The 12,922-nt window shown below is 60.9% G+C and carries 8 protein-coding genes; 3 read left to right on the forward strand and 5 right to left on the reverse strand.

Annotation, left to right across the window (positions count from 1 at the left end):
* Positions 1-38: 38 nt before the first annotated feature.
* The gene (locus ACYVRU_RS01970) at positions 39-1,112 is read right to left on the reverse strand and encodes a DMT family transporter (protein ID WP_451917966.1); all 1,074 of its coding nucleotides are present in this window, start codon (positions 1,110-1,112) and stop codon (positions 39-41) included.
* Positions 1,113-1,356: 244 nt separating this feature from the next.
* Between ACYVRU_RS01970 and ACYVRU_RS01975 the strand changes: the two genes are divergently transcribed.
* Positions 1,357-2,244: a LysR family transcriptional regulator gene (locus tag ACYVRU_RS01975; RefSeq protein ID WP_114548852.1), complete on the forward strand. Its 888-nt coding sequence runs from the start codon at positions 1,357-1,359 to the stop codon at positions 2,242-2,244.
* Positions 2,245-2,331: 87 nt separating this feature from the next.
* Here ACYVRU_RS01975 and ACYVRU_RS01980 read toward each other — a convergent pair whose 3' ends face one another.
* Positions 2,332-3,996, reverse strand: coding sequence for an FAD-dependent oxidoreductase (locus tag ACYVRU_RS01980; protein WP_114539479.1), 1,665 nt, complete (start codon positions 3,994-3,996; stop codon positions 2,332-2,334).
* Positions 3,997-4,174: 178 nt separating this feature from the next.
* On the opposite strand from ACYVRU_RS01980, the gene ACYVRU_RS01985 reads away from it, so the two are divergent.
* A complete protein-coding gene (locus ACYVRU_RS01985) occupies positions 4,175-5,659 on the forward strand; it encodes a LuxR C-terminal-related transcriptional regulator (protein WP_181815538.1) in 1,485 nt (494 codons plus the stop codon).
* 541 nt (positions 5,660-6,200) lie between these two features.
* On the opposite strand, the gene ACYVRU_RS01990 is transcribed toward ACYVRU_RS01985, so the two are convergent.
* The 3 genes from ACYVRU_RS01990 to ACYVRU_RS02000 are packed head-to-tail and all read right to left on the reverse strand — an operon-like array spanning position 6,201 to position 10,858.
* Positions 6,201-7,073, reverse strand: a complete 873-nt coding sequence (locus ACYVRU_RS01990) for a dimethyl sulfoxide reductase anchor subunit family protein (RefSeq protein ID WP_114539481.1) — start codon at positions 7,071-7,073, stop codon at positions 6,201-6,203.
* Entirely contained in the window at positions 7,073-7,735 is a 663-nt protein-coding gene (locus tag ACYVRU_RS01995; protein ID WP_114539482.1) for a 4Fe-4S dicluster domain-containing protein, read from the reverse strand. The genes ACYVRU_RS01990 and ACYVRU_RS01995 overlap by 1 nt, the downstream gene beginning before the upstream one ends.
* A gap of 6 nt (positions 7,736-7,741) precedes the next feature.
* Positions 7,742-10,858 carry a molybdopterin-containing oxidoreductase family protein gene (locus tag ACYVRU_RS02000; RefSeq protein ID WP_114539483.1) on the reverse strand — a complete coding sequence of 1,039 codons (3,117 nt, stop codon included), beginning with the start codon at positions 10,856-10,858 and terminating at the stop codon, positions 7,742-7,744.
* A gap of 281 nt (positions 10,859-11,139) precedes the next feature.
* On the opposite strand from ACYVRU_RS02000, the gene ACYVRU_RS02005 reads away from it, so the two are divergent.
* On the forward strand, positions 11,140-12,696 hold the full coding sequence (locus tag ACYVRU_RS02005) for a helix-turn-helix transcriptional regulator (RefSeq protein ID WP_114539484.1): 1,557 nt from the start codon (positions 11,140-11,142) through the stop codon (positions 12,694-12,696).
* Positions 12,697-12,922: the final 226 nt, after the last annotated feature.

Below are 12,922 nucleotides of genomic sequence, written 5' to 3' on the forward strand. Positions count from 1 at the left end.
GCGGGCAAGAGAAGTTCGGAAAACGAGGCCGGAAAACGCTACGCGGCCATCCGGTTTTTTCGACGGCTGCGCACGAACAAGCGCGGAGGAGCTACGGCCCGGCGGCGCAACGGGACGAGGGGAGCCGGCGCCGAAGATGCCCCCGCCGAAGCCGCCATGGCAACCGACGCCGCCGGCACAACTGACGTCGCAGCAGGAGCAGGAGCCGGGGCCTTCTCGGGGGCCGCTGTGGGCGTGCGTCCGTCGGCCCAGGTGGCGGCCACCACGGTGCCCACGATGACCGCGGCGCCCAGAAGCCCCATGGCCGAGAGGGTCTCCCCTAGGAACAGATAGGCGAACAGGGCCGTGAACACCGGCTCGCCCGTCAGCAGCAGCGACACCGTCGTGGAGGACAAGCGATCCAGCGCCAGGCTCTGCAGGAAGAACGCCAGGCAGGTGGAGAACAGCGCCAAGAACACGATGATGCCCCAGGCCACCGGACGCACGGCGGCCACGTCCAGCATCGGCTCCCACGCCAAAGCGCACCCCAGGCACAGCGCGAAGGCCACGGCAATCTGGGTACCGGCCACGGTCACAGCGTCAAGCTCGGCCAGCGCCTGCTTGCCGAACACGAGCGCGCCGGCCAGCGCCACCGACGACCCTAAAGCCAGAAGCTCGCCCGGCCCCACGGCGAGGCTGCCGCCCTGGCTGCACAGGAGGTACAGGCCGCCGGCTACTCCCACCTGAAAAGGAATGATAGCGCGCGGGTAGCGGGAGCGCTCCACCATCGTTGAGAGCAGAGGCGCGAACACCACCGGCAGCGCCACGAGAAACCCCACGTTGGTGGCGGTGGTAAGGTCGAGCGCCACGTTGCAGCACAGATACGAAATACCCATGCACAGCGCCTGGGGCAGCCACAGCCGCACCTTCACGCTGCGAAGCCGCGCGATGATGCGGCGCCCGAAGAAGAGCGCGAACACCGCCGTGGCCAAGCCGAAGCGGACGGCCAGACACCACAGAGGCGTGATGGAGTCGTAGGCGAACTTCGTCACAGCGCTGCCCGATCCGAAAATGACCACTTCAATGAGCACGAAGACCACGAACGGCCAACGCGCCTGCTTCCAATGACTCATGGCTCCTCCTCTCAGCTTCGTCGCGGCCCGCATCCGGCACATGGCGGCGCGCAACCTCCTTCAAAGCGCAAAAATCCAAGCCCCACCTGGGGCGTTCTTTCTCTGAATTTGGAACGATGGCTATACTAAGCTCCGAGCAGGAAAAAGTAAAACGAGACTTCTTGTAAAACATTTCAAGAAAGTCTTATAATTGTGCAGACGCACAACACAGAGCAGGCTTATCCGCACCCCCAGGAGGCGCCTTATGGCCAACCAGAAATACGACGCGTTCCTCACAGTGGCGCGCCTCGGCAGCTTCAAGGCCGCCGCCGAGGAACTGGGCTACACTCAGGCCGGCATCAGCTACCTGGTGAACGCCTTGGAAAAAGAGCTGGGGCTGACGCTCTTTTTGCGCGAATACGGCGGCGTGCATCTTACTACCGAAGGCCGCGAAGTGCTCGGTCTTGTGCAGGCGATCAACGCCGACGAGCATGCGCTGGCCGCCCGCGTGCGCGAACTTGCCGATCGGGAGGGCGGCCTTGTGCGCGTGGGAGCCTTCACGAGCGTGGCCATCGAGTGGTTTCCCTCCATAGCGCGGGCCTTCCTCGACCAGTATCCGAAAATCGACCTGAAGCTTCTGTGCATCGACGACGAGGAGGAGCTCGTGAACGCCGTGTGGGAGGGCCGCGCCGACTGCGCCTTCTCCATCGCGCCCGAGCGGCGCAACCTGGAGGCGGTGCCGCTGCATACCGACCCGCTCCTCGTGGTGCTGCCGCCGGACCATCCCCTCGCGGGCGCCCCCTTCTTCCCCACCGAAGCCTTAGCCCGCGAGCCCTACGTGCAGCTGCAGGGCAATGCGCGCCCCTCCGAGATGGAGGCGCTGTTCGAGGCCAACGGCGTCACCCCCAACGTGCGCTTCACGGTGGACTCCGACTACGCCGTCATGTCCATGGTCAGCGCCGGCCTGGGCTTCTCCGTGCTACCGAGTCTCATTCTGTCGCGGCCTCTGTTCCCCCTCGCCGTCCTGCCGGCCGAGCGCGAGTGCTCCCGCAGCATCTCGCTCGCCGTGCGCTCGCGTGACACCGCCTCGGCCGCCACCCGCGCCTTCGCCGAAGTCACCCGAGAATGGGTCGCCGAGCGCTACGGGACGTAAACCGACAACACTTCAACTTATACATCAACAATCGAAGGGGGCCGCCGCAGCGACCCCCTTCGCAAGGGGAGGCAACAAATTGCAGATTTAGGCCCAGGCCTCTTCGCCCGCAACTTTCCTACCCGCTATACGCCCAAAGGTATAGCAACTGGCCACAGACGCACCACTGCCGCAATAGCCAGTTCCGAGAATATCGCTCGCGTTACGGCCCGCAGAATACAACCCAGAAATGGGGGAATCGTCCATCGCTGAAAGCACTTGCGCATCAGTGTTGATCTTGAGACCGCCATAAGTAAAGAGACCATTAAGCGTCGTGGCAGCTACCGCATAGAAAGGTGGCTGAGAAATTGGTCTCGTATACGCTGGCCTTTTCATCCACAGGGGGTCTTCTCCCTTTTGAGCATACTCATTATAATATGCAATGGTATTCTCGAGAGTTCCTGCCGGCATTTGGAGAGCCTCGGCCAAAGCACCGATGGTTTCGGCCTGAGCCACGATAACATCGGCGCCCACCTCGGAAATCTCTTCCATTTGATCATAAGTTTGCTGATCGAAAACCATGTAGCACGTCTCATAATCACGGAAATAGTAAGGATTACGAGCAACTTGCGCATAGTAAGAGCCCGCGTAATGGTCTTCGGCGATAAACCGTACGCCGCGCTTATTCACAAGCGCGCTAAAGAGGAGAGGACCGCCAACTACGCTATCGCGCGCTATCCAAGCACCGTGGGAAAGCTGGCCGTAAGCAAAGTTCATATGACGCGTGTCGGCGCCAGCCCCTTGACCCATGCGGATGCCATCACCGGTATCCCCCTCAGTGCCTATGATGAAGCTTCCGGCAGCATACGGGACATACTGATCAACCATGGCGTCATTGCAAGCGAATCCACCCGTACAAAGAACGACGCCCTTGTTGGCCTTAATGTTGTAGGGTTTTCCATCCTTCTTAGCCTGCACTCCGACCACACGACCTGTTTCAGGATGCACGATAAGACGTTCGGCAGGTGTCTTATAGAGAATCTCGGGCGACAAATCTTCCACAGCCTTCTGAAGGGGGGCAAAGAAGCCCGAGCCGTTTTTTGCCCCGGTGAGCGTACCTTCCAAATTATCGGTCAAGCCTTCGACCCAGTGACTGTGGGGCACCGCCTCGCAGTACCCGACGTAATCCAGATTGAACTCATCGCCCGTGCATGATAATCCAGCGTCGTAATTCTCCTCCTCGGGCCAGGGAGGGTTGTATCCCGGCTTAAATACGACGCCAAGCGTGTCCACAAGCCAATGGTACAAATCCAAAGACTCGTCAGCCATAACACGACAATGGTCTTCGCTCACGCCAGGTCCCGTTGCCGCAACAAGATATTGATAGTAGTTATCCGTTGTCTCGTTGAACCCAGCCGCTACTTGAGTGGGAGTTCCCCCGCCCATGTAAATTAGACCTCCGCAGATGTTGGTAGATCCACCAGCTTTACCTTGCTTCTCCAAGATAGTTACCGTAGCGCCTGCATTTAGCGCCTCCCAAGCCGCCGCTGCGCCCGCGCCGCCAAAACCAGCAATTACCACATCCGACTCCGCGTCCCACGTCTCCGGAAGCCCAACAGGACTCAAAGGCGCGGCATCGCTTCCAGACTGCTGGGGACTGCAGCCACCGAGCACCCCTCCAACGAGCGCTGCTCCGCCGACCGCGACGCCTCCTTTCAGGAAAGAGCGGCGACTAACGAGTCCGCCCTCCTTGCCATTGTGACAAATCGCCATAGCATCTCCCTTCCTTAGCTGTACCTTAGCTGTATCGCGCCGGCGTCATGCCGACGCTGGCAAAATAATATGAAGAGAGCCATGCGCCGTGATCATATCGAACTCTCTGTTTATCCCAAAACGCCCCCGAGAAAAACGTATGGGTGTAGGGAGAAAGCAAGAAAGATATAATGGCAGAATGAGCATGACAGCAGACAATACTACCCGTCCTCGGAAAAAGGGGCCCATCGCTATAGAGGGCGCTCGGATCGTGGGATTTGCGCTCCTCTTGGCATGGTTCAGCGCAAGCGGTTTTTTGGTCTCCTCCGCCACTGCAAACAGTGCGGACTTTCTTACCTTGGTAGCTTTCACCGCGCTGCTATTCATCGCAGCTTTCGTCGGTCGATCTCGCGACATCAGGCGACAGGCGACAATACTCTGTCCAGTTTTCAGCGCAGTAGCTGCAGTTGGAACTATTGTTCCTTCCTTCACTGCCGACAGCCCCATCATTAGTATAATCTGCTCCTTGCTCACCGCGCCCGGTCTTGCTTTTCTTGTTCTCGGTTGGGGTTCTCTCTTTAGCAAGCGAAGTATGCCTACGGTCATTCTGGAAACCATTGCAGCACAACTCCTCATGTCAGCCATTCATCTGACAGGATGCCTTCAGCCGCCGCATCTCGAAGCCGTTCTGCGCGGGATCTACCTTATCGGATCGGCTTTCATGTTCGCGATCGCAGCGAAAGCCACTCAACCAACCAAACTCTCCCATCTCCTGAGCGGACAGCACGACCACAGTCAATCGGCAACAAAATGGCAGCCGTTTGTTCGGTTCATTATCGCCATCAACCTTTGGGGCGCCGCAATCAATCTGCTCTACAACATTTATCGCTATTGCGCACCTCTCGACTTTGAAGATCTATCGGCCCCAGCCGCCTTAATCGAGATAGCATTGTTAGGACTTCTTCTCGTTGTAGCTAGTAGGCAAAGGGTGAAGGACACCCAGCTCTACACAATCATATTCGCCACCGTACTGCTCGCCTTTCTTTTGGTTCCAATTCTTGGCATACAAAATACGGCACCGTTCTATGCCCTGTTTCTTGGCTTCGCGGCATTGTCGGTACTCACCTGGACTCTTTCTGCTCAGATCTGCCAGGCCTATCAGCTCAGCTCAAATATGGTGTATGGTTGCGCAATAGGCTCGTTCCTCGGATTGCAAATTGTTATAGCCCGCGCCATTGCTCGAGATGCGTTCAGCGGAATCACCTCGTCCCCCATAGAGCTCAACACCCTCTGCCTGATCGGGGCATTCGCCTCCTTCGCTGCCTACCAACTCGTATTCAACCACCGCTCGGCCATATGGTCAGAGCCAAGTGAGACCATGCAGGAAGCCGCAACAGATCATTCAGCTGAAGGGGATGCTTGCGCAAACGCCGAAGCCGTAGCGGACCCGTTCGAACGGTGGGATGACTTTGCGGCCCTCTATCACCTTACGCCTCGCGAAAGCGAGGTGCTTCTCCTCTTCGCGCGAGGTAGGAGCTATGAGCGCATCCAAGAGACGCTTGTCATTGCACGAGGAACGGTCAACTACCATATGTCCAATGCTTATAGAAAAATCGGTATCTCGAGCCGGCAAGATCTGCTCGACCGCCTCGACGAAGCCGCCTGCTCGAACGAGAGAAAATGAAGCCATTACTTCACCGGTCTCTATGCAATATTGACCCTCAAGAGATCGCGCCCCCGACACCCAGCTTCGCCCATCTCCACCAACAACGTCCGGAGCATGCGGATCGGTGGCGTCTTTTGCTCGCGCCGCGGGCAATCAGCTCGTGAAACAGCCGCTACAGGATCGCCGTTAAGAGAGGGACCCGGCTCTAGGCCCTCGTCAGTTATAACTCCCTGCTCTCATGCGATAGCAAGGAGTTCCGCAAAACAGGAAAACGCAGAAAGCCCCCGGTGGGGGCGATTCGCGTTTGCAAGGGGTTTGGGGATGCGAACCGCGCCCATCGGGGGCTTTCGATATCGGGGCGAAGTAGGAGACCTGCGACCGCTCTTCCGTAGGGGCCGACCTTGGTCGGCCCTCCTCGACAAAGACAATCTTTCTCAGTCGGGAGGGGCGACCGAGGTCGCCCCCTACGGGGGAGGACCAGCATAAGTTTCCCAGTCGGGAGGGGCGACCGAGGTCGCCCCCTACGGGTGCCGACCGGGAGACCGGCCTCCCCCGTGCTCTAGAAGAACGGGTAGATGGACACGCCGGTCATGTAGAACACCGCGCGCAGGGCAAGCGCGCTCACGAGCACGCAGGCCGCGCCCACGGCGCCCCACACCTTCCAGTCGCCCTTGGCGCGCCCGGCCAGCGCGGAGCCCAAGCCGGCAACAGCGGCCACGATGGCCACGACCGCCCAGGCCAGCGATGCGCCGGAGAAGGGCGCCGTCGAGCCGTCGGGGGTGATGTCCATGGTCGGGCTCGTCGGGTCGAACCAGAACTCCACCGCCGTGTAGGAGCCGGCCGTGGCCTGCATGGCGATGAGGTAGGCCACCACGAGCACCACGTTCACGGCCTGACCGATGAGGTTCGCCTTCGCGTCGAGGTCGGACGACTCGTCGCGCACGGCGCAGATGAGCGCCATGGTGGCCGGGCCGAAGCCGCAGGCCGCACCGAGCAGTGAGGCGATCTGCAGAAGCGAGTTCCAGGCGGGCAGCGAGGCCATCATGTAGGAGTGGCCCATGACGATGACGAGAATCGCCGCCACGACGATGCCCACGATGGACAGCCACGTCGGCACCTTGGCCTCATCGCCGCCCCGGCGCAGGTACACGAAGTACACCACCATCACCACGGCGAGCACCACGATGGCGATGAGCTCCTGGGTGATGCCGCTGGTCATGTGGCCGAAGCCGTTGAAGATGCGCTCCCAGTGCTCCAGGTGGAAGAACACGGCGATACCGCCGACGACCAGAAGCACGGCCGAGGTGATGAGCGCCGGCATCTGGGCGCGGGCGCCCTTCCCGCGAAGCGCCCAGACGCACTGAGCCGCAAACAGGCCGGCTGCCCAGGCCAGAAGCGTGGTAAATAAGATAAGGGGCCATTGCAGTTCCATTATTCGCCGCCTTTCCATTCGCGGTCGCGCAGGATGTAGGCGAAGTGCGGGCCATTGCCCACGTCAGGCAGATGGTGCACGTCGGCATCGCCGTACTCCACAGCCAGCTCGCCCAGCGTCACGCGGTTGCCGGTATACAGGTTGTCGTAGGAGCGGTCGACGTCGTAGCCCACCGCCGGCGCCTCGAAGGTGTCGATGCCCTGCTCAAGATCGCCGAAGAAGCGGGCGCGGCCGCCGCACTGGATGACGCACTGAGGCAGGCCGCCCTGGGCGGTGATCTGCTCGCAGAGCGTGCACTTCTCGACGACGCGCTCCTCTTCGTTGAGATAGCGCACGCCGTAGGGGCAGGCCATGGCGCAGAACTGGCAGCCGATGCACTTCGATTTGTCAATCTGCACGGTGCCATCCTCGGTCACGTGCGATGCCTGAGTCGGGCATACCTTCACGCACTCCGGATTCTCGCAGTGCTGGCACTGCACGGGCAGGTAGTACATCTCCACGTCGTGGGCGCTCGTGGCGCCAGGTTTCAGGCTCGGGCCGATGCGGAGCACCTTGTTCCAGTAGCTGCCGATAGGCACGTTGTTCACGGCCTTGCACGCGACCATGCATGCGAGGCAGCCCACGCAACGGTTCAGGTCGGTGACGATAGCGTTCGTTGCCATAATGCCCTACGCCTCCTCTCGAATGTCGTAGTTGGGCAGCCATTCCTTCAGGCGCGGGTCGGAGGCATCGCAGATGATCTGGGTGCCGTCCTCCGGCGCGCAGGGGATGACCTTGCCGTCGGGGCAGTTCTCGGGCGTGGCCTTGTAGATCTTCACCGGCACGCCGCGCATGTGGTGCGAGCTGATATGGGTATCTTGCCCATAGGGATCCCAAATGCACTCGATGTTCGAGAGTGTGAATCCATGGGTCGGTGCCGGCAGCTCCGGGAACCACCAGGCGTGTTCGGCGTTGGCCCAGCCGGGCGCGATGCCGTGGTACAGATCGACGCACTGGCGTACCTTGCCCCACTCGGTCTCGATCCAGGCCCAGTCGCCCTGCTTGAGCCCCAGCTTCTCGGCGTCGGCGGGGTTCATCTCCAGGCGCGGCGCCGGCCACAGCTCGCGGCACCAGGGCAGCTGGCGATGCTCGGAATGGAAGTACACGGGAATGCGACGCCCGGTAGTGAGAATGATCGGGTACTCCTCCAGGTCAACCTGACCGCCGCCCGGACCGCTTGCCGGCTCGTCGAAGTGCGGCATCATCTCATGGAGCAGGTCGTAGCGACCCGGCTCGATCTCGTTAGCGCGGTCAACGCAGTAGTTCTCGAAGAGCAGCGGCCAAAACTCGACGAGGGCCGTCGGCGTGGGACAACCGAAGTTGTTGACCGGCTCGCCCTTCTCATCGCAGGTGAAAAGCTTGCCGGTACAAGCGTCCTTGCCCATGCGCATCCAACCGGTTTCAAAGCGACGGTAGGTGCCCCAGCGGTCGGGCTCGATCTCCTTGGCGTTGATCCAGCCGTTCTCCTGGAAATCCTGACGGAAGTCCTCCCAGTGCTCCCACTTCACCTTGGGGTTGGTCTTCGAATTGTTCTGGAACCAGTCTTCCAGGCGATCATCATGATGATAGGCGCCCGGCCCGTCGCCGGCGATGTTGGTCCAGGTACCGTTCGGGCTGCCGTGGCGTTCCATGGTTTCGAAAAGGAGACGGTTGATGTCGTAGTCGAACTTGGTGTCCGCCGGCGGCTCGATAGCGCGCTGGGTGAGTCCGATGCCGCCCGAGGCGCCCTGGGACACGCGGATGTTGTTCAGCTCGAGCCAATGCTGGCAGGGCAGGATGATGTCGGCCATCTCGGTGCCGGGGTGATGGAACATGTTGATGTCCACCCAGAAATCCAGCTTAGAGAGAGCCTCCCAAGCCAGGTTCGCGTTGGACATGTTCATGAACGAGCCGGACTCGTTGATGCCGCCCTTCAGCGGGTAGGGGTCTCCCTCGATGCAGGCGTTCCAGATGCGGGTGGCATCGGACCACTCGTTGTAGTAGGCCAGAAGCGGGAAGCGGTCGGCGCTGACCATGTTGCTCAAGGTCTCGATGCGGTCGGGCACGTTCATGGGATCCGGCTCGACACCCTCCACGGGGATGACGCCCAGCGAGATGAGCTGCGCCTTCACCTCTTGGGGCATGTTGGAGCCGGGAACGCCCGTGGCTTGCTCGTCGAGGGGCGAGCGTGTAAGACCGCGGTTGCCGGCAGGCCCGTCGAAGTTCCCGGTCATGTACATGAGGTGCAGGATGGCGCGCACCGACTGCGTGCAGTTGCCGATCTGGTCGGGGGCGAGCTGCAGGTGGATGCCACCGTTGCCGTAGGTCTGTCCCTCGGGACGGGTGGCCCACACCACGCAAGCCTCCTCTACGAGCGCCGGATCGAGGCCAGTGATCTCCGCGCACCACTCGGGGGTGCAGTCGGCCACGGATTCCTCGAGATAGGACCACACGGGACGAGCCGTGTGCTTGCTGCCGTCGGCCAGGGTCACCTCATGGGAGTCGTGCATGTCCAGATCGATACCGGCTTCCACCAGCTCGTTATAGGAGATGGGAGGCAGGTATCCCTCCTGGGAAGTGCCGGCGTACATGACCTCCATCTGATCGCGGGTGGGAGCCACGTGGTTGCAGCCCTCCCATTGGGTCGTGTCCACGTCCCACAGCACCAGGCCGCCCTGACCGCCATTGGCGTTCTTGTTCCAGGCATAGAACTTGCGGGGGCTGCCTCCCTCGACGACATCGCTCTCCTTCAGAAGGCGCGTCTTCAGCTTGGTACCCACCACATCGGCCGGGGGTGCTGGCGAATCGGCCGTCGAACCCGCCATGGGGGTGAACAGCTCATAGTAGCGGCCGCCCGTGGGTTCCATGTCTTCCACCACGAGGAAGGACGCATTCGACCAGCGCTTGACGAATTCCCAGTCCACAAGATCGTGCTTCAGGATAATGTGCTGCCAGCACAGGGCCAGCGCACCGTCGGTGCCGGGGCGCAGGTTCAGCCAGTAATCGGCCTCTTTGCCAGAGCCGGACAGACGCGGGTCGATGCAGATGTGCACATCGGCATTGTTCATCTGGTCGACCAAGTTACGGCAGCTGTCGTCGTAGTTCGAGTTCTCCGGCGCGGTACCCCACTGAACATAGACCCGCGGGCCGTCACGCAACGCCATCCACGGAGCGCCGTCCACCGAGGTGATGGAGCCCATGAGGCGGCGCGGCCCCTTGCAGATTTCCGAAGCCACATGGGCGTTGGGAGTATCGAACAGCCACTTGTAGAAACAGTAGGGGCCGTAAACCCACTGGCGAGACGTACCGCACATGTTGAATATGGACTGGCCGCCGTACTGATCGATGATCTCCGTGAACTTCTCACCGATGGTGTCCATGGCCTCGTCCCACGTGATGCGCACCCAGCCGGGGTCTTCGCCCTTGGGGTTCGTTCGCTTCAGCGGATGATAGATACGATCGGGATGGTAGGCCGCCTGAATGGACGCCTGGCCCTTGCCGCAGTGATTGCCCGACGATTGGAACGACGACTGGTCGCCCTCGCTTTTGATCGCACGACCGTTCTCCACGGTGACCCACACGCCGCACTCCATCTTGCCGCAACCGCGACAGCAGGTGCGGACGCGCTTGATCTCGCTTCCGCGGCTGGGCGCCTCGGCGTCCTCGGCCAGGGCGGCACCGGGCACCGCGCAGCCGACAACGGCCGTAGCAGCCGTGGCTGCGGTGAGCTTGGCGAAGGTGCGCCGGCTCAGATTGAGCTTGCCCATCTCTCCTCCTTTTCCTATTCTCCTCGGAGCCCCGCATCGAGGCTCTCAGCGCCCACATCTTGTCAAAAGAAGGCTAGTACCACATCATATATTTGCCATTATTTTTAAGTTTTCCCAGTTCATCGCCTTGCATATCATTTAAAAAGTGAGATGGGGCAATCTTGTTTCGCCGTATAATTTCTTTCGTCAACAGGGGTTCTCCTCATCGACCGACGAGGAGACCAGGGCGCGATCCGCTGTCTCGTCAGGGCCGCGTCACCCGCCGCGCCGAGGGGGGTCGCATGAATTTCTGCAATATCAAAGAGAACCTGCTCGCCTATCGTGCTGAAACAGGAGGGCACCCGCTAGGCCTCGATAGAGTATTCGGCTTCGCGCTCATTCGGGCCTGGGTGTACCTCATGTTCGTCGGCGCTGCCGCCAGCTTCATGACTTGGAGCGGCGAGGCGATCCGACCAGCGTTCTTTCTCGTTTCCGCGGGCGCTCTATGCATTGCGCTGTTCGGAAGCGCTCTCACCGGCGATCGTTTCGTGAAACTCATGCTGCATCCGACAGCCCGCGCCGCCGGACCAACGCTCACCGGCGTGGGCACTGTCCTTTTGGCCTCCTCGGGTGCCGAGGGCATGATAGGCGACGTCTGCGGAATCATAGGGGCGATAACCACGGGCCTCGGCTCCGGGATCATCGATTTGGGCTATGGCGAGCTGTACCGCAACGAACCACCAGGCCGTACCACCTTCGAAGTGCCCTTGGCCTTCTTTCTCGCCGCTGTTGCCTATTCCCTCACCGCTATGCTCCCGCCCGTCACCAGCTGCGTGCTCTGCGCTCTTTTGCCCGTGGTCTCTGGATGGATTCTCTTCGTGCAGCAGCACGCCTGGTCACGCAAGCGCCAACCAACCGTGCGCCCCATCGAGTTCGATCTGAAGTCCTTCGCCTGGCGCATCGGCTTGTGCGCCTGCCTGGTGGGCATTGCCGACGGCATGGTGCGCGCAGCGTTCCTTTCCTCGAACAATCTGAGCATCCATTTACTCTTGCAATGGCCGCTAGCCGGTGCTGGTCTCATCACCATGCTCATTGTCTACGGCGCCGCCCTTTTGGGCTCTGAGCAGAGCACCCGTACTATCTACAAGGCAGCCATCGTCGTCATGGCCTTCTTCTTCATGCTGTTGCCCATCTTCACCGGCGCCCAGGACATCGAGAGCGTGCTGGCTCTGACGGGTTACGGCACCTTTAATGTGCTCATATGGATGTTGCTAGCAGAAATATCTGCTAACTACCGATTGTCCTCCACCCGCGTATTCGGCATCGGTTGGGGCATGGTCACGCTCGGCGTGCTGCTCGGTGCCGTCGCGGGGGACGCTGTGGATCGGTTCGCCCCCTTCTCACCGCAGTTCCTGAGCTTCATCGCCCTTGTCGCCACCATGGCGGTGCTGCTGTCGTTTTTGTTCGTGTTCCGCGAGAGCGACCTCATCGCACTGACCGAAGAGCCGGAGGATCCGTCGAGCGAGAATTTTTCGGGAACCGTGACGCAAGTCGACAGGGCTTCTTCAAAGAATGCTGCCGCCGAGCTACAAGCACCAAAATCGTCAACGCCGCTAGCAACGCCGCGCCCGCGCTTCCAGGACCGCTGCCTGGAAGTGGCCGCCGCCTTCGAGCTGTCGCCCAAGGAGACCGAGGTGATGATCCTCTTCGCCAAGGGCCGCTCGGCCGCCCGCATTCAAGAGGAGCTGTTTATCTCGAAGGGGACCGTGAGCACCCATTTGCGCCACATCTACCAGAAGATGGACGTCCATTCCAAACAGGAAATGCTCGACGTCATCGAAGGCGTCACGAGGGAGTAGGGCCGCATCCGGTCGGGGTTCTCCCGGCATCCATGGACTTCCCGACATTTTCCCTGGTCGGGCTGCGGATACTCTGGCAAAAAGCCGTGTCGGGCTGCGGACTCGAAGCAAAAACCCGCAGCCCAGTACGGCTTTTTGCCAGGCAGACTGATGACGCAGGGGAATTTCCCCCTTGACGGATTCGATGGGCCTCGGCTACTATGCGCTGTGGGGATACCGCCCGAAT

It is taken from the genome of Adlercreutzia sp. CNCM I-6216 (genome assembly GCF_977113345.1).

What these genes read in the sequence shown, in the direction of transcription:
- ACYVRU_RS01970 (WP_451917966.1), bottom strand. Translation starts at nt 1,112, where the DNA reads ATGAGTCATTGGAAGCAGGCGCGTTGGCCGTTCGTGGTCTTCGTGCTC.
- ACYVRU_RS01975 (WP_114548852.1), top strand. Translation starts at nt 1,357, where the DNA reads ATGGCCAACCAGAAATACGACGCGTTCCTCACAGTGGCGCGCCTCGGC.
- ACYVRU_RS01980 (WP_114539479.1), bottom strand. Translation starts at nt 3,996, where the DNA reads ATGGCGATTTGTCACAATGGCAAGGAGGGCGGACTCGTTAGTCGCCGC.
- ACYVRU_RS01985 (WP_181815538.1), top strand. Translation starts at nt 4,175, where the DNA reads ATGAGCATGACAGCAGACAATACTACCCGTCCTCGGAAAAAGGGGCCC.
- ACYVRU_RS01990 (WP_114539481.1), bottom strand. Translation starts at nt 7,073, where the DNA reads ATGGAACTGCAATGGCCCCTTATCTTATTTACCACGCTTCTGGCCTGG.
- ACYVRU_RS01995 (WP_114539482.1), bottom strand. Translation starts at nt 7,735, where the DNA reads ATGGCAACGAACGCTATCGTCACCGACCTGAACCGTTGCGTGGGCTGC.
- ACYVRU_RS02000 (WP_114539483.1), bottom strand. Translation starts at nt 10,858, where the DNA reads ATGGGCAAGCTCAATCTGAGCCGGCGCACCTTCGCCAAGCTCACCGCA.
- ACYVRU_RS02005 (WP_114539484.1), top strand. Translation starts at nt 11,140, where the DNA reads ATGAATTTCTGCAATATCAAAGAGAACCTGCTCGCCTATCGTGCTGAA.